We start from the raw sequence: 14,232 nt of genomic DNA, 5'->3' as shown, positions 1-14,232 counted from the left end.
CTAACCCTTGCCCTGGATCACCTCCTCGCCGCGGGCCTCCTTGTAGGCGTTGGAGACAAGGTCGTTCAGGAACGCCGCGTCCATCAGGAAGCGCTTCCAGGGATCGTCGCCGGCGAAGTCCTGGCGGATGGCCGACAGGTCGATGCGCTTGCGCACTTCGTCCAGCGGCACGTCCGCCTTGGCCAGCGGACCCACCTGATCGCGCACCGAGGCCAGCGTGGCGATCACCTTGTCCACATAGGCCCGGTCGGTCTGCACCGCCCCATGGCCCGGGACCAGGAACGCGAAGTCGAAGCCCTTCAGCTTCTGCAGCACGGCGATCCATTCGCCGGGATAGGTGTGGGCGGCGTAGGGGACGGGCGCCACCACCAGATCGCCGCTCGCCAGCACCTTCTCCTTGGGCGCCCAGATCACCGCGTCGCCGTCGGTGTTGCCCCGGCCCAGGAACATCACCTCCACCGGAGAGGTCGCATCGGGGATGCTCAGGCGGTCGCTGAAGGTCACGTCGGCGGGATAGACGCTCATGCCCGTGTAGCCGGCGACCATGCCGGGGCCGGCGGCGGCGGTGCGCGCCCAGCCGTCCCTCAGGCCCTGGGGCAGGCTCTCATCCTTGGCCTGCTTGGCGGCGTACGCGGCCATGTCGCCGTAGGACTTGGCGTAGGTCTTCACGTAGTCCATCGGCGCGCCGGTCATGTTCCGGCGCGTGGCCTCGGTGGAGATGATGGTCAGCCCCGGCCAGGCGGCGCGGAAGGCGCCCGCGCCCAGGTTATGGTCGCCGTGGTAGTGGGTGTAGATCAGGAAGCGCACCGGCTTTGGGCTGATCCCGCGGATCTGGTCCACCACGTTGCGGCCCGAGACCGGCGAGCCGCCGGCGTCCACCACCACCAGGCCCGCGTCCTGCTCGATCACCACCACATTGCCCTCGAAGGGCGGATCGGTGACCGCCGGCTTGTCGATCAGCCAGACGTGCGGGGTGACGGCCTGGGTGCGCCGGGCGAAGACCTCTTCCGGACCGGGCGCCGCCGCGCCCAGCAACACCAGCGCCGCCGCGCCCGTGAACACCGCCGCCGCAAGCCGCATGGCCGAGCCTCCCCAGGTTTTGGGGCACGCTAGGCTCGGTCCCGGGCCTGCGCCAATTAAGCCTTGTTCATGCGCGGGCCTCAGGCGTCCGCCTGGGCCGCCAGCGTGGCCACCCGCCGGCCCCGCCGCCAGGCGCCGAGGGCGAACACCGCCGCGCCCGCCCAGATGAAGGCGAACGAGACCGCCCGCAGCGGCGTGAAGGCCTCGCCCTCGGCCAGCCCCATGAAGAAGGTGATCGAGGGGGCGATGAACTGCAGGAAGCCGATCGCCGACAGCGGCATGCGCCGCGCCGACCAGGCGAACAGCACCAGCGGCGCGGCGGTGAGCGGCCCGCAGGCCACCATCCAGGCGGCCGCGGCCGGGTTGGTCAGGAAGTGGCCGTGGCCGCCTCCCGCCTCCAGCCAGAAGATCAGCCCGGCGGCGAACGGCGCCAGGGCCAGGCACTCGATGAACAGGCCCGTCTGCGCCTCGGCCGCCACCTGCTTGCGCACTAGGCCGTAGCCCAGGAACGAGACGGCCAGGGTCAGCGAGATGATCGGCAGGTGGCCGAGGGCGGCGGTCTGCAGCACCACGCCGACCACCGCCAGGCCGATGGCGGCCATGGCCGTGCGGTCCAGCCGCTCGCGGAAGATCAGCGCGCCCGTCGCCATGTTGAGCAGCGGATTGATGAAGTAGCCCAGGCTGGTCTCCAGCACCCGGCCGGAGTTCACCGCCATGATGAAGATCGTCCAGTTCACGGCGATCAGCGCCGCCGACAGCACCAAGAGGCCCAGCACGCGCGGCCGGCGCAGCACCCGTCGGACTTGGCCCCACTGGCGGGCCATGGCCACGAACACGGCCGAGGTGGGCGCGCCCCAGAAGATGCGGTGCGCCAGGATCTCCCAGGCGCCCACGCCCAGGTGTCCCATGGCCTGGAAGACCAGGGGCACGAAGCCCCAGATGAAATAGCAGCCGATCCCCGCCGTCAGCGCCAGGCGGGCCTCGCCGCCGGGCGCGGACGACGGTTGGCTCATGCGATGGCCTTGGACTTGATCAGGCCGCGGTCGTGCAGCAGCTCGGCGATCTGCACGGCGTTCAGCGCCGCGCCCTTGCGCAGGTTGTCGGCCACCACCCACAGATTCAGGCCGTGCTCGACGGTCGGGTCGTTGCGGATGCGGCTGACGAAGACCGGGAACTCGCCCTGGGCTTCCTTGGGCGTCATGTAGCCCTTGTCGTCGCGCTTATCGATGACGATCAGGCCGGGGCTCTCGCGCAAGAGGTCGCGGGCCTCGTCCTCGTCCAGCGGCTCGTGGAACTCGATGTTCACCGCCTCGGAGTGGCCGACCATCACCGGCACGCGCACGCAGGTGACCGTGAGCTTGATCTCAGGGTCGATCATCTTGTGCGTCTCGTTCCACATCTTGGCTTCTTCGTCGGTGTAGCCGTCGTCGTTGAAGGCGCCGATGAAGGGGATGACGTTGAAGGCGATCTGCTTGGGGAACTTCTTGGGCTCGCGCGCGCCCAGGACGAAGATGTCCTTGGTCTGGTCCCAGAGCTCGTCCATGCCTTCCTTGCCCGCGCCGGACACCGACTGGTAGGTCGCGACCACCACGCGCTTGATCTTCGCCCGGTCGTGCAGCGGCTTCAGCGCCACCACGAGCTGGGCGGTCGAGCAGTTGGGATTGGCGATGATGTTCTTCTTGTGGGCGTAGCTCACGTCGTCCGGGTTCACTTCCGGCACGATCAGCGGCACGTCCGGGTCCATCCGCCAGGCCGAGGAGTTGTCGATCACGATCGGGCCGGCGGCGCCGATCTTCGGCGCCCATTCCTTGGAGAACGAGCCGGACACGCTCATCAGCACAAGGTCGACAGTGGAGAAGTCGAACTGCTCGACGTCCTCGCAGGCGACGATCTTGTCGCCGAAGGAGACTTCCACGCCGATGGATTTGCGCGAGGCGATCGCGTGAATCTTGTCCACGGGGAAGTTCACTTCCTCCAGGATGTTCAGCATCTCGCGGCCCACGTTGCCCGTGGCGCCGACCACGGCCACTCGGTAGCCCATGGCGGTCTCCTAAGTCATACAGAAGCGGAGCGTCCCGTTACGCCACGCGCAATCGCCGCGCAAGGCGGGCGCGGCCATGGGCGCGGATATAGGGACCGAAGGTCGCGATAGGGAGGTCAGATGGCCCAGGACACAGGCATGCCGTTCTCCAACCTGATGGGCGTGGAGATCGTCGAACGCGCGAAGGACAAGGTGGTCGGCCGGCTCGTGGTGCGCGAGGACCTGTGCACCGCCGGCGGCATCCTGCACGGGGGCGCCTTCATGGCCTTCGCCGACGCCCTGGGCGCCATCGGCGGCTTCCTCAACCTGCCGGCCGGGGCGCGCACCACCACGCTGGAGAGCAAGACCAACTTCCTGGGCGCCGCGCCGGTCGGAACCACGGTGATCGGCGAGGCCACGCCCCTGCACATCGGCCGCCGCTCCAGCGTCTGGCAGACCCGCGTCGTCAACGAGGCCGGCAAGCTCCTGGCCCTGGTCGTCCAGACCCAGATGACGGTGGAGGGCTAGGCCGGCCTCACCCCACGCCGATGTCCGCCGCGCGCATCCGGTTGAGCATCGGCTCGCCGGCCAGGTAGCGGCGCAGGTTCTCCAGGAACAGGGCCTCGCCCCGTGCGCCGGTCAGCGCCCCGCGGTTGGAGGCGTGCGGCGTCACCCGCACCTTGGGATGATCCCAGAACCAGGCGTCGGCCGGCAGCGGCTCGGTCTTGAAGACGTCCAGCACCGCATGGCCCGGCTGGTCGCGCTCCAGCCCGGCCTTCAGCGCATCCTCGTCCACCAGCCCGCCGCGGCCGATGTTCACCAGGATCGCCCCCGGCTTCATGGCGGCGAAGAACGCCGCGTCCGCCAGGTCGCGGGTCTCCTCGTTCAGGGCGCAGGCCAGCACCACCACGTCGGCCTGCGGCAGGCGCTCGGGAAGCTCGGCCAGCGTGCACACCGCGTCGGCCAGGCCCTCGGCGTCGGGGTTGCGCCGCACGGCCTCCACCGCCGCGCCGAACGCCTTGGCCCGCCTGGCCACCTCCTGGCCGATGTGGCCGAAGCCGACGATCAGCCAGCGGCTCTGGCCCACCTCGCGGAAGTTCACGGCCGTCCATTCGTGCGCCCGCTGATAGGCGGCCTGCTCGGCGATCGGGTGCAACAGGCTGAGGGCGTGGATCGTCACATATTCGGCGATGGCCGGCGCCTGGGCCGAGGAGTTGGTCACCGTCAGTCCCGGCCGCGCCAGCGGCTTGAACATCGGGTTCTCCAGGCCGGCGAAGGCGGTCTGCACCCACTTGGCGTGCTTGGCGGCGGCCAGCGCCGGCAGATAGCCGCGGCCGGCCTTGCCGAAGGCTTCCAGGGTCAGCCACCAGACCTCGGCCGCCAGCCCGTCCGGGTCGACCGCCGCGCCGCCGACGGTGACGGACCCGTCCGGCTCCATCACGGCGACCTCCAGGTCGGGGGCGATCTTGGTCAGGCGGTCGGCGATGCGGTCGTAGGCGGGGCGCAGGAGCAGGGCTTGCATGGCTCGACCCTAGCGGCCCGGTTGGCGCCCGCGAAGCCCTGCGCCACAATCGACCGCATGAATTCCGACCGCGCGAGCCTGCGCCGGCTGATCGAGGAATCCCAGCGCATCCTGGTGTTCACCGGGGCGGGGATCTCCACCGAGTCCGGCATCCCCGACTTCCGCAGCCCCGGCGGGGTGTGGAGCCGGATGAAGCCGATCTATTTCGACGAGTTCGTGCGCTCGGAGGAGAAGCGCCGCGAGGCCTGGACCCGCACCTTCGCCGGCTCGGCCGGCTGGACGGGGCGCGAGCCCAACGCCGGCCACTATGCGGTCGCCCGCCTCGTCGCCCAGGGCAAGGTGAGCGCCGTGGTCACCCAGAACGTCGACAACCTGCACCAGGATTCCGGCGTGCCCCCGGAGAAGGTCATCGAGGTGCACGGCAACGCCAGCTACGCCAAGTGCCTGGAGTGCGAGACGCGCCATGAGCTGGACGTGCTCAAGCAGAGCTTTCTGGGAACCGGCGAGATCCCGGTCTGCCGCGAGTGCGGCGGGCTGGTGAAGACCGCCGTGATCTCCTTCGGCCAGCCCATGCCCGAGCGCGAGATGCTGCGCGCCGAGTTCGAGGCCCGCCGCTGCGACCTGTGCCTGGTCTTGGGCTCGTCCCTGGTGGTCTATCCGGCCGCGGGCGTGCCGATCACGGCCAAGCGGGGCGGCGCGCGCCTGGCGATCGTCAACCGCGAGCCCACCGACCTCGATCCCATGGCGGACCTGGTGCTGCACGACGAGATCGGTCCGGTGATGACCGAGGCCGCCCCCGCGCCGGTCTGACGGTGGTCTGACGGCGGGCTGGTGCGACATCCCGCCGCGCCCGGGGGCGGGGCGGCCCGTTAATCTGCTGGATGGAGTTTTGCGCCACAGTGACCGTCGAGTCGGGGCCCGTGCGGGCGCGCGGCCGGCTGCTGGAGACCAAAGGATGGAAGACTTCGCGCAACGGCTCCCTCAGGCGGGGGAAGAGCTGATCGAGGTGCGCATCGGCGATCAGCAATACGCCATCGACATCATGTCGGTGCGCGAGATCCGCGGCTGGACCACGTCCACGCCCCTGCCGCACGCGCCGGCCCACGTGTTGGGCATGATCAACCTGCGCGGCGCGATCCTGCCGGTGGTCGACCTGGGCGCCCGCCTGGGGATCGGTTCGACCACCCCCAGCGCCTCCTCCGTCGTCGTGGTCGCCCACATCAACGGGCGCGAGGTCGGCCTGCTGGTCGACGCGGTGTGCGACATCATCACCGTCACCGAGGGCCTGCTGCAGCCGCCGCCGGACATCGGCGACGAGGCGGTGCGCGAGTTCGTCCGCGGCGTCATGACCACCCAGGCCGGCATCGTCAGCCTGTTGTCGCTCTCCAGCGTCCTGCCGGCCGAGATCGCCCAGGCGGCCTGACGGCCGCCCTCACGGCGCGCCGAAGGCGGCGGTCAGTTCGGCCTCGTCCAGGCCCTCTATCTCCAGGATCTTCAGCCGCGCGGTTTCGCCCGAGACCACGCGCACGGCCGACTTCGGCCGCTTCAGCGTCTTGGCCAGGAAGGCGGTCAGCGCGGCGTTCGCCGCCCCGTCGGCCGGCGGCGCCGTCACCCGCACCTTCAGGTAGGGCCGCCCGTCGGGATCGCGGGCCCAGCCGTCGACCGCGTCGCGGCCGCCCTTTGGCGTCACCCGCACGGCCAGCCGCACGGGCCTCAGCCCAATGCGTTCACGAGCGGCGAGAAGATCATCGGCAGCAGGTAGATGCGCGCGCCCTGGATCACCAGGATCGCCAGGATCGGGCTGATGTCCACGCCGCCCAGGGACGGGATGATCTTCTGGAACGGCCGCAGCACCGGCCGCGTCACCGCGTCCAGCGCCTGGCTCACTCTGTAGACGAAGCGGTTGCGCAGGTTGATCACGTCGAACGCGACCAGCCACGAGAGGATGGCGCTGATGATGATCGCCCAGACCAGGAGGTCCAGGAGCCCGCCGACGACGAAATAGAGGAAGCTGCCCATGACGCCGCCGGTTCTAGCGGTCTTCGACGCGGCGGCAAAGCCGCAAGCGTGCGGCTATCGCGCCCGCGTCGCTCGCAGCCGCTTGACAGGACGAGCGTCTGACGCCTTATTCCGCGCCTCCTGGGGCCGTAGCTCAGTTGGTAGAGCGCCTCGTTCGCAATGAGGAGGTCAGGGGTTCGACTCCCCTCGGCTCCACCAGGACCTTCCGAACTTCGTGAAACTTGCGCCTCAAGGCTTGGGGCGCGCCGCGGCCGTTGCGTGCGCGGTCGCGGCTTGGCGGCGACAGTCGATCGCCTCGGCTGCGCCCCTATCGGCGCGTCGCGCGCCAATATGCTTAAGGTCAAGCTTGGCGCGCGCGGCGTGGCTGCTGCAAAAGCTGGTTCTGCGAGTATTTCTCACTTTCACTTACATTTGGCGTGCTCGGCTCTTCGCGCGCCGCGAGCTTCCTCAACAGAACACCGTTCTCCTCTTAGTCTACTTTCGGTGGCGTTTCTTGGCCGAAAGGCCCGACCTGAAGTCTAGCGACGGGTCTTATGCGCCGTGTCAGGCGGCCTAGAACTTAGGATATATCCTTTTTTAATCATGTCGTTGAACCGTTCGGGCAGGCGCGAAGCTTTGCGATCCCGCATCGATCGCGCGTCCAAGTTTCTGCGCAAGGTTCCACATGGCCGCCGAGCAAACCCTCGATCAACGCCTGGACTTCATCGGCCTGGGGCCGAGCGAGCAGGCCCTGCTGCGCTCGCTCAAGCCGCTGATCGAAAAGTCGATCGGCCCGGCCCTCGACGGCTTCTACGACAAGGTGCGGACCACGCCGCACACGCGGGCCTTCTTCGACGACGAAAGCCACATCACCCACGCCAAGTCCAAGCAGAGCGAGCACTGGAACGTGATCGCCTCGGGCGACTACGGCGCGGCCTATGAGCGCAACGTGCGCGCCATCGGCCACGCCCACGCCCGCCTGGGTCTGGAGCCGAGCTGGTACATCGGCGGCTACGCGCGGCTGACCGAGGCGCTGGCGGCCGCGCTGGTGGCCGACCGCTGGCCCCGCGGCGTGCTGTCCGACCGCAAGGGCGCGCAGGGGCTGTCCCAGGCCCTCGGCGTCCTGGTCAAGGCGGCCATGCTCGACATGGACCTGGCCATCTCGATCTACCTGGACACCCTGGAGCAGCAGCGCCAGACCGCCGAGGCCGCCCAGCGCCAGGCCGAGGCCGAGCGGGCCGCGGCGATGGACGCCCTGGCCGAGGCGCTCGACCGCCTGGCCGGCGGCGACCTGACCGTCCAGCTCCAGGCCGAGGTCGCGCCGCAGTTCGACAAGCTCAAGGCCGACTTCAACAAGACCGCCGCGCGTCTGGCCGAAGCCATGGGCGGCGTCGCCCAGGCGGCCGAGGCCATCCGCGTCGGCTCCGACGAGATCGCCCTGGCCGCCGACAACCTGGCCAATCGCACCGAGCACCAGGCGGCCGGCCTGGAGGAGACCACCGCCGCGCTCAACGAGCTCACCTCCAGCGTCCAGCGCACGGCCGCCGACGCCAAGCAGGCCTCCAGCGCGGCCTCCACCACCCGCGCCGAGGCCCAGCGCTCGCAAAGCGTGGTCGCCGAGACCGTGGCGGCCATGGGCAAGATCGAGCAGTCGTCGCACGAGATCGGCCAGATCATCGGGGTGATCGACGAGATCGCCTTCCAGACCAACCTCTTGGCCCTCAACGCCGGCGTCGAGGCCGCCCGCGCGGGCGAGGCCGGCCGCGGCTTCGCCGTCGTCGCCTCCGAAGTGCGCGCGCTCGCCCAGCGCTCGGCCGAGGCGGCCAAGGACATCAAGCAACTCATCAACGCCTCCAGCGAGCAGGTGGAGGCCGGCGTCGACCTGGTGGGCCAGACCGGCCAGGCCCTGGAGACCATCGTCGGCCGCATCGTTGAGATCGACGGCCTAGTGGCCGACATCGCCGAGGCGGCCACCGACCAGGCGTCCGGCCTCGGCCAGGTCAATTCGGCGGTCAACCAGATGGACCAGACGACCCAGCAGAACGCGGCCATGGTCGAGCAGGCCACCGCGGCCACCCATTCGCTGAAAACCGAAATGGGACGGCTGATCGATCTGGTGCGCCAATTCAGGATCGACGGGGCGCCGGCGCGCGCCGCCGGGGCGCGCCGCAGGGCGGCCTAGACCCCGCCACGGTCCCGCCGCGATGGCGCCGTTTGTGCAGGACTAGGACCGGAGCGGAGCGGCGCCGCAGCGCGTTGACGTCGGACCGGTCCAGCCTATCTTCGAAGCCGTTCCGCATGTCCTCAGCCCTGTTCTCCAAGCTGTTCTCCGGTCGAAAGCCCGCGCTGGCGGCGGCGCCCGCCACGGCGGGCCGGCTGGTCTATGCGGTGGGCGATGTCCACGGCCGGTACGACCTGCTCGAGCCCCTGATGCGGACCATCGCCGAGGACGCGCTGGAGAGCGCGCCCCAGCGCCAGCCGATGCTGGTGTTCCTGGGCGACTACGTCGACCGCGGCCCGGACAGCGCCCGGGTGGTGGACCTGGTGCTCGACGTCGAGGGCTCCGGCGCCTTCGAGATCTGCGCCCTGAAGGGCAACCACGAGGAGGCGCTCCTCGCCTTCCTCAACGATCCGGCCTTCGGCGAGGTGTGGTTCGACCACGGCGGCGCCGCGACCCTGGCCTCCTACGGCGTGACGCCGCCGGCTGGGCGCAGCGACGAGGCCGCCTGGGCGGCGGCGCGCGACGCCTTCGCCGAGCGCCTGCCCGAGCGGCACCGCAGGTTCTACGAGACCCTGGAGCTGATGGTTACCATCGGCGACTACGCCTTCGTCCACGCCGGCGTGCGTCCCGGCGTGCCGCTGGAGCGCCAGGTCGAGAAGGACCTGTTGTGGATCCGCGGCGACTTCCTGGAGGCGCGTCCGACGTTCGACAAGGTCATCGTCCACGGCCACACGCCCACCGAGACGCCCCAGGTCCTGCCCCACCGCATCGGCCTGGACACCGGCGCCTACGCCACCGGCGTGCTTACCGCCGTGCGCCTGGACGACCAGGGCCAGCGCGTGCTGCAGGCCGCCGCCCGGCGGCCCGGCGCGCCGTCCTAGCCGACGGCTTCCGCCGCCGCGGCCAGCTCCGCATAGGCGCCCACGATGTGATAGAGCGAGGTCGCCTTCGCCGGCCCGCCGTCGAGGGCGCCGTCCGCATCCATGTGGTCGCGGAAGAGGCCGCCGCCCGGAACCGCCAGATAGCGCCGCAGTCCGGCGAAGGCCTCGAGCGCTTCGTCCGTCCAGAACCCCCCGTCGCGCCCCCGCAGCAGCAGGCAGGCGCGCAGCCGCTCGGTCTGCGCCCACAGCCGCGCGCCGCGGTCGATGGGCGCGCCGTCGGCGGCCTCCTGGCTGGCGATCGCCACCTGGCGGGCGCGGTCCACGCCGGTCTCCGCCGCCAGCCGCGCCAGCCGCTCCGCCAGCGCCTCGTCGCCCCGGCCGTCCAGCAGCAGGAGGCTCGCCCATTCGAACAGGTGCCCCGGCCAGGCCTCCCGGCCCGGGGCGCCGGGCGCCGGCGCGCCGTCCGCGCCGAAGAACTCCAGGAGCCGGCCGCTCTTCGGCTCGATGAAGACGTCCAGCGCCAGGCGGCGCATGTCGGCCGCCAGCCCCGCCCAGGCGGGGGCCGGCGAGCCCGCGCGCCAGGCGAGGGCGGCCTCGTAGAGGTGCATGTGCGGATTGGCCTGGAACGGCGCCTCGGACGGCTCGACCTCGTTGAAGCCGCCGTCCGTCCGTCCCAGCCGCGCGCGCAGGCTCGCCAGCAGATCCAGCGCCATCGGCTCGGCGGCGGCCTCGTCCAGCGCCCGGCGCGCGTGGGCCAGGCCCAGCAGCACGAACGCCTGGCCGTAGAGCTCCTCGCCCTCGGTCCGGCCATCGTCGTGGAAGAACGAGGGATAGAGCCGCCCCGGCGCCGGCGCATGCGCCGTCAGGAAGGCCAGGCCGTGGCGCACCAGCTCGCGCCAGGGCCCGCCCCAGCCCAGCCGCCCGGCCTCGGCGAAGACGAACATCTGCCGGCCCTGCACCCGCAGCCGCTTGGCCGTCTCCACCGGCCGGCGGTCGTCGCCGATCTGGTCGTGGAAGCCGCCCGCCGGGTCCACGCCGGCGCTCGCCCAGAGCGGCAGGGCCTCGTCGAAGAGCCAGTCGCGGGCCTCGATCCACGCGGCCTGAAGGCTCGTCGCACCCATGCCTGTCTCCGCTCCGCTCGCCGCGCTCCGTCCGTGTCTTATGCAGGCGATACAGGCCTGTCGATCCGGCAACCTCGCGGAAAGGGTTCAACGCTAGCCTTCGGGCTTGTTCCCGTCGCCCGCAGGATGCGTCCCTTGGATTTCGAGGTCGTCCGACCGCAGGAGCTGTCCCTCTCGCGGATCGCGCATTGGTCGCATCTGCAGGAACAGGACATCGTCTTCGACAGTCCCTACCTGTCGCCCCACTGGGCGCGCGCGGTGGCCCAGGCCCAGGCGCCCGCCGACGGGGTGCGCGTGGTGGTCGCCAGGGACGGCGGCCGCGACGTGGGCTTCCTGGCCGCCAAGGTCGGCGCCTTCACCGCCATGCCCGCCGGCGCGCCGATGTGCGACTACCAGGGCCTGGTGGCCGAGCCGGGCGTGAAGATCGCCGCCCGCGACCTTGTCCAGGCGCTCGGCGTGCACCGCTTCGACTTCACCCACTGGCTCGAGGGCGTGGAGCCCTTCGACGCCTTCGCCCGCGGGCGCATGAACTCCTACGTGGTCGACGTGGCCGAGGGCTATGCGGCCTACGAGGCCGAGCGCAAGGCCGCCGGCGTCGGCGTGCTCAAGGATTGCGACAAGAAGCGCCGCAAGGCCGAGCGCGACGCCGGCCCGGTGGTCTTCACCGCCTTCTCGCGTTCCGAAACGGCTTTCGAGACCCTGATCGCCTGGAAGCGGGCCCAGTATCAGGCCACCGGCCAGACCGACATCTTCGCCTCCGACTGGACGGTCGACCTGCTGCGCGACCTGTTCGCCAGCCGCGATCCCGACTTCGGCGGCGTGCTGTTCACCCTGGACATCGGCGACCGGCTGGCCGCTGCGCACCTGCACCTGCGCGGCCGGCGCACCATTCACGGCTGGATCATCGCCCACGACCCGGCGTTCGAGAAGCTGTCGCCGGGCCTGCTGCTGTTCCAGTCGATCCTGCGCTGGATGGACGAGACGCCCTATCACCGCCTGGACCTCGGCCCCGGCGACTACCGCTTCAAGCGCGAGCTGGCCAACGCCAGCCAGGGCATGAGCCACGGCTTCGTCGGCGTGCCGTCGGCGGCCACCCTGGTGCGCAGCGCCGCCTACGGCGTGCGCGCGGCGGCCGAGGCGCTGCCGCTCGGCCGCGTGTCGGACCTGCCGGGCAAGGCCATGCGCCGGATGGACCGCTGGCGCGCTCTGCGCTGAGCCGCCGCGCGACCTGTGCATTGCGGTAGGGCCTTGGCGCCGCTAGTTTGCGCGCCTTCCGCTCCCCCGGCTTCCATATGACTCTCAGCATCGAAGACATCCGCGCCGCAGCCGAAAGGCTGAAGGGCCACATCGAGCGCACGCCCCTGCGCCATTCGCGCACCTTGTCCGAGATCACCGGCGCCGAAGTCTGGGTGAAGTTCGAGAACCTGCAGTTCACCGCCGCCTACAAGGAGCGCGGCGCGCTGAACAAGCTGCTGCAGCTCACCGAGGCCGAGCGCAAGCGCGGCGTCATCGCCGCCTCGGCCGGCAACCACAGCCAGGGCCTAGCCTACCACGCCACGCGCCTGGGCATCCCGGTCACCATCGTCATGCCGGCGGGCACGCCCTTCGTGAAAGTGCAGCAGACTCGCGCCTTCGGCGCCCAGGTGGTGATCGACGGCGACGGCTACGACGAGGCCTCCGCCCACGCCCGGCGGCTGTGCGAGGAGCGCGACCTGGTCTTCGTCCATCCGTTCAACGACCTGGACGTGATGGCCGGACAGGGCACCGTGGCCCTGGAGATGTTCGAGGACATGCCGGACCTGGAGGTCCTGCCGGTGCCGATCGGCGGCGGCGGGCTGATCGCCGGCGTCGCCACCGCGGCCAAGCACGTGCGTCCCGACGTCAGCGTGATCGGCCTGGAGCCGGCCATGTACCCCTCGTTCACCGCCAAGATGCGCGGCGTCAACGCGGCCAACCACGTGGGCGGCTCCACCATCGCCGAGGGTATCGCCGTCAAGCAGGTGGGCGACGTGAGCTACGCGGTGGCCCGTCCCTTGATCGACGACGTGCTGCTCATCGAGGAGCCGTATTTCGAGCGCGCCGTGGCCCTCTACTGCAACGTGGAGAAGACGGTGGCCGAAGGCGCCGGCTCGGCCTCGCTCGCGGGCCTGCTCGCCTATCCCGAGCGCTTCCGCGGCAAGAAGGCCGGCCTGATCCTCACCGGCGGCAACATCGACACGCGGCTCTTGGCCTCGGTGCTGACGCGCGAGCTGGTGCGCGACCAGCGCCTCGTCAGCCTCAGGATCATCGGCGACGACCGGCCGGGGCTGCTGGCCAACGTCTCGCGGATCATCGGCGAGATGGGCGCCAACATCGTCGAGGTGGCCCACAACCGCCTGGCGCTCGACGTGCCGGCCAAGGGCGCGGAATTCGACGTGATGATCGAGACCCGCGACGCCCAGCACACCCAGGAAATCATCTCCGCCCTGCGCGACCAGGGCTATCCGCCGAGGATCGTCTGATGCGCCGCCTGATCCTCGCGTTCGCCGCGACCGCGCTGCTCGCCTCGTGCGGGCCCAAGCCGGCCGATCCGGCGGTGGCCGCCGCGGCCGCCGAGGCCAAGGCCTTCATGGACAAGAACGGCAAGGAAGAGGGCGTCGTCACCCTGCCGTCGGGCCTGGAGTACAAGATCGTCCGCTCCGGTCCGAAGGACGGCCTGCGCCCGCAGGAGACCGACGAGGTCAAGGTCCACTACGAAGGCAAGCTGCTGGACGGCAAGGTCTTCGATTCCTCCTACGAACGGGGCATGCCCGCGGCCATGCCGCTGAAGGCGCTGATCCCCGGCTGGGTCGAGGCCCTGAAGCTGATGCGGCCCGGCGACGAATGGACGCTCTACGTGCCGCCTCAGCTCGGCTACGGCGACCAGGGCGTGGGCGACATCCCGCCCAACAGCGTGCTGATCTTCCGCATCGAGCTGATCGACGTGCTGCCGGGCCCCGGCCGCATCGCCCAGGGCTGACGCCTCAGCCCAGCGCCCGAGGCGCGTTCAGCGCCTGGCGCCAGTGGGCCTCTCGGTCCTTCAGCCGGGTCTGCGCGACATAGGCCGGCGTATCGTCCTCGATCTCCAGCGTCTCCAGCACCTCGTAGCTGAAGGCGCTCTCGCCGTGGGCCTTCCACGCCGCCTGCATCGCCTTGTTGTGATTGCCGCCCATGCGCAGGCTGAACCACAGGCCGGTCTGCTGCTTTTCCAGGTTGCGCGAGGCCGACACCCACACCTCGCCGCTGGCCGCGCAGCGCACGGCGAACACCCCCTGGCTCTTGGGGGCTTCCTTGAAGGCGCGGATCAGGTCCTTGCGGCGGGCGTTGTCCATGGTAACTTTTATCCGGGTATAAATGGCCGCGTCAACACA

Annotated in this window: 16 protein-coding genes and 1 tRNA gene; 9 read left to right on the top strand and 8 right to left on the bottom strand. The window is 70.5% G+C overall.

Annotated elements, in window-relative coordinates; all coding sequences use genetic code 11:
- The 3 genes from ACE3TA_RS14450 to ACE3TA_RS14440 form a co-directional block, all read right to left on the bottom strand.
- Complete coding sequence (locus ACE3TA_RS14450; RefSeq protein WP_374574898.1) at positions 1 to 1,080, bottom strand: MBL fold metallo-hydrolase; 1,080 nt, start codon at positions 1,078 to 1,080, stop codon at positions 1 to 3.
- Positions 1,081 to 1,160: 80 nt separating this feature from the next.
- The gene (gene rarD, locus ACE3TA_RS14445) at positions 1,161 to 2,093 is read right to left on the bottom strand and encodes an EamA family transporter RarD (RefSeq protein ID WP_374574896.1); all 933 of its coding nucleotides are present in this window, start codon (positions 2,091 to 2,093) and stop codon (positions 1,161 to 1,163) included.
- Positions 2,090 to 3,121, bottom strand: coding sequence for an aspartate-semialdehyde dehydrogenase (locus ACE3TA_RS14440; RefSeq protein WP_374574894.1), 1,032 nt, complete (start codon positions 3,119 to 3,121; stop codon positions 2,090 to 2,092). Before ACE3TA_RS14440 ends, rarD begins: the two co-directional genes overlap by 4 nt.
- A 120-nt stretch (positions 3,122 to 3,241) precedes the next feature.
- Between ACE3TA_RS14440 and ACE3TA_RS14435 the strand changes: the two genes are divergently transcribed.
- Positions 3,242 to 3,628 carry a PaaI family thioesterase gene (locus ACE3TA_RS14435; protein ID WP_374574892.1) on the top strand — a complete coding sequence of 129 codons (387 nt, stop codon included), beginning with the start codon at positions 3,242 to 3,244 and terminating at the stop codon, positions 3,626 to 3,628.
- Positions 3,629 to 3,635: 7 nt separating this feature from the next.
- On the opposite strand, the gene ACE3TA_RS14430 is transcribed toward ACE3TA_RS14435, so the two are convergent.
- Positions 3,636 to 4,622 (bottom strand): D-2-hydroxyacid dehydrogenase, encoded by a 987-nt coding sequence (locus tag ACE3TA_RS14430; protein WP_374574890.1) that lies wholly within the window; start codon positions 4,620 to 4,622, stop codon positions 3,636 to 3,638.
- A gap of 57 nt (positions 4,623 to 4,679) precedes the next feature.
- On the opposite strand from ACE3TA_RS14430, the gene ACE3TA_RS14425 reads away from it, so the two are divergent.
- Positions 4,680 to 5,432: an NAD-dependent deacetylase gene (locus tag ACE3TA_RS14425; RefSeq protein ID WP_374574888.1), complete on the top strand. Its 753-nt coding sequence runs from the start codon at positions 4,680 to 4,682 to the stop codon at positions 5,430 to 5,432.
- 145 nt (positions 5,433 to 5,577) lie between these two features.
- Entirely contained in the window at positions 5,578 to 6,045 is a 468-nt protein-coding gene (locus ACE3TA_RS14420; protein WP_374574885.1) for a chemotaxis protein CheW, read from the top strand.
- A 9-nt stretch (positions 6,046 to 6,054) separates the two neighbouring features.
- Here the strand turns inward: ACE3TA_RS14420 and ACE3TA_RS14415 are convergent, their stop codons facing one another.
- Together ACE3TA_RS14415 and ACE3TA_RS14410 are read right to left on the bottom strand one after the other, a co-directional pair.
- Positions 6,055 to 6,330: a DUF167 family protein gene (locus ACE3TA_RS14415; RefSeq protein WP_374574883.1), complete on the bottom strand. Its 276-nt coding sequence runs from the start codon at positions 6,328 to 6,330 to the stop codon at positions 6,055 to 6,057.
- 5 nt (positions 6,331 to 6,335) lie between these two features.
- A complete protein-coding gene (locus ACE3TA_RS14410; protein WP_374574881.1) occupies positions 6,336 to 6,641 on the bottom strand; it encodes a YggT family protein in 306 nt (101 codons plus the stop codon).
- Between the two features lie 122 nt (positions 6,642 to 6,763).
- Between ACE3TA_RS14410 and ACE3TA_RS14405 the strand changes: the two genes are divergently transcribed.
- The 3 genes from ACE3TA_RS14405 to ACE3TA_RS14395 all read left to right on the top strand — a co-directional run bounded on the left by ACE3TA_RS14405 (position 6,764) and on the right by ACE3TA_RS14395 (position 9,722).
- Positions 6,764 to 6,839: transfer RNA gene (locus ACE3TA_RS14405), tRNA-Ala, on the top strand.
- 466 nt (positions 6,840 to 7,305) lie between these two features.
- Entirely contained in the window at positions 7,306 to 8,802 is a 1,497-nt protein-coding gene (locus ACE3TA_RS14400) for a globin-coupled sensor protein (RefSeq protein ID WP_374574879.1), read from the top strand.
- A gap of 116 nt (positions 8,803 to 8,918) precedes the next feature.
- Complete coding sequence (locus ACE3TA_RS14395) at positions 8,919 to 9,722, top strand: metallophosphoesterase family protein (RefSeq protein WP_374574877.1); 804 nt, start codon at positions 8,919 to 8,921, stop codon at positions 9,720 to 9,722.
- On the opposite strand, the gene ACE3TA_RS14390 is transcribed toward ACE3TA_RS14395, so the two are convergent.
- Positions 9,719 to 10,843: an AGE family epimerase/isomerase gene (locus tag ACE3TA_RS14390; RefSeq protein ID WP_374574875.1), complete on the bottom strand. Its 1,125-nt coding sequence runs from the start codon at positions 10,841 to 10,843 to the stop codon at positions 9,719 to 9,721. The genes ACE3TA_RS14395 and ACE3TA_RS14390 overlap by 4 nt on opposite strands.
- Before the next feature lie 126 nt (positions 10,844 to 10,969).
- Between ACE3TA_RS14390 and ACE3TA_RS14385 the strand changes: the two genes are divergently transcribed.
- The 3 genes from ACE3TA_RS14385 to ACE3TA_RS14375 all read left to right on the top strand — a co-directional run bounded on the left by ACE3TA_RS14385 (position 10,970) and on the right by ACE3TA_RS14375 (position 13,841).
- Positions 10,970 to 12,058 carry a GNAT family N-acetyltransferase gene (locus ACE3TA_RS14385; protein WP_374574873.1) on the top strand — a complete coding sequence of 363 codons (1,089 nt, stop codon included), beginning with the start codon at positions 10,970 to 10,972 and terminating at the stop codon, positions 12,056 to 12,058.
- Between the two features lie 77 nt (positions 12,059 to 12,135).
- On the top strand, positions 12,136 to 13,344 hold the full coding sequence (locus ACE3TA_RS14380; RefSeq protein ID WP_374574871.1) for a threonine ammonia-lyase: 1,209 nt from the start codon (positions 12,136 to 12,138) through the stop codon (positions 13,342 to 13,344).
- Positions 13,344 to 13,841, top strand: a complete 498-nt coding sequence (locus ACE3TA_RS14375; protein ID WP_374574869.1) for an FKBP-type peptidyl-prolyl cis-trans isomerase — start codon at positions 13,344 to 13,346, stop codon at positions 13,839 to 13,841. Before ACE3TA_RS14380 ends, ACE3TA_RS14375 begins: the two co-directional genes overlap by 1 nt.
- Before the next feature lie 4 nt (positions 13,842 to 13,845).
- Here the strand turns inward: ACE3TA_RS14375 and ACE3TA_RS14370 are convergent, their stop codons facing one another.
- Positions 13,846 to 14,193, bottom strand: a complete 348-nt coding sequence (locus tag ACE3TA_RS14370; RefSeq protein ID WP_374574867.1) for a GIY-YIG nuclease family protein — start codon at positions 14,191 to 14,193, stop codon at positions 13,846 to 13,848.
- Positions 14,194 to 14,232 lie beyond the last annotated feature (39 nt).

This window comes from Phenylobacterium sp., assembly GCF_041916435.1.
In the GTDB taxonomy this organism is placed as follows: domain Bacteria; phylum Pseudomonadota; class Alphaproteobacteria; order Caulobacterales; family Caulobacteraceae; genus Phenylobacterium.
Note: the sequence above shows the minus strand (reverse complement) of the source record. Positions and strands in the feature narration are given on the sequence as shown.

What these genes read in the sequence shown, in the direction of transcription:
- ACE3TA_RS14450 (WP_374574898.1), bottom strand. Translation starts at nt 1,080, where the DNA reads ATGCGGCTTGCGGCGGCGGTGTTCACGGGCGCGGCGGCGCTGGTGTTG.
- rarD (WP_374574896.1), bottom strand. Translation starts at nt 2,093, where the DNA reads ATGAGCCAACCGTCGTCCGCGCCCGGCGGCGAGGCCCGCCTGGCGCTG.
- ACE3TA_RS14440 (WP_374574894.1), bottom strand. Translation starts at nt 3,121, where the DNA reads ATGGGCTACCGAGTGGCCGTGGTCGGCGCCACGGGCAACGTGGGCCGC.
- ACE3TA_RS14435 (WP_374574892.1), top strand. Translation starts at nt 3,242, where the DNA reads ATGGCCCAGGACACAGGCATGCCGTTCTCCAACCTGATGGGCGTGGAG.
- ACE3TA_RS14430 (WP_374574890.1), bottom strand. Translation starts at nt 4,622, where the DNA reads ATGCAAGCCCTGCTCCTGCGCCCCGCCTACGACCGCATCGCCGACCGC.
- ACE3TA_RS14425 (WP_374574888.1), top strand. Translation starts at nt 4,680, where the DNA reads ATGAATTCCGACCGCGCGAGCCTGCGCCGGCTGATCGAGGAATCCCAG.
- ACE3TA_RS14420 (WP_374574885.1), top strand. Translation starts at nt 5,578, where the DNA reads ATGGAAGACTTCGCGCAACGGCTCCCTCAGGCGGGGGAAGAGCTGATC.
- ACE3TA_RS14410 (WP_374574881.1), bottom strand. Translation starts at nt 6,641, where the DNA reads ATGGGCAGCTTCCTCTATTTCGTCGTCGGCGGGCTCCTGGACCTCCTG.
- ACE3TA_RS14400 (WP_374574879.1), top strand. Translation starts at nt 7,306, where the DNA reads ATGGCCGCCGAGCAAACCCTCGATCAACGCCTGGACTTCATCGGCCTG.
- ACE3TA_RS14395 (WP_374574877.1), top strand. Translation starts at nt 8,919, where the DNA reads ATGTCCTCAGCCCTGTTCTCCAAGCTGTTCTCCGGTCGAAAGCCCGCG.
- ACE3TA_RS14390 (WP_374574875.1), bottom strand. Translation starts at nt 10,843, where the DNA reads ATGGGTGCGACGAGCCTTCAGGCCGCGTGGATCGAGGCCCGCGACTGG.
- ACE3TA_RS14385 (WP_374574873.1), top strand. Translation starts at nt 10,970, where the DNA reads ATGCGTCCCTTGGATTTCGAGGTCGTCCGACCGCAGGAGCTGTCCCTC.
- ACE3TA_RS14380 (WP_374574871.1), top strand. Translation starts at nt 12,136, where the DNA reads ATGACTCTCAGCATCGAAGACATCCGCGCCGCAGCCGAAAGGCTGAAG.
- ACE3TA_RS14375 (WP_374574869.1), top strand. Translation starts at nt 13,344, where the DNA reads ATGCGCCGCCTGATCCTCGCGTTCGCCGCGACCGCGCTGCTCGCCTCG.
- ACE3TA_RS14370 (WP_374574867.1), bottom strand. Translation starts at nt 14,193, where the DNA reads ATGGACAACGCCCGCCGCAAGGACCTGATCCGCGCCTTCAAGGAAGCC.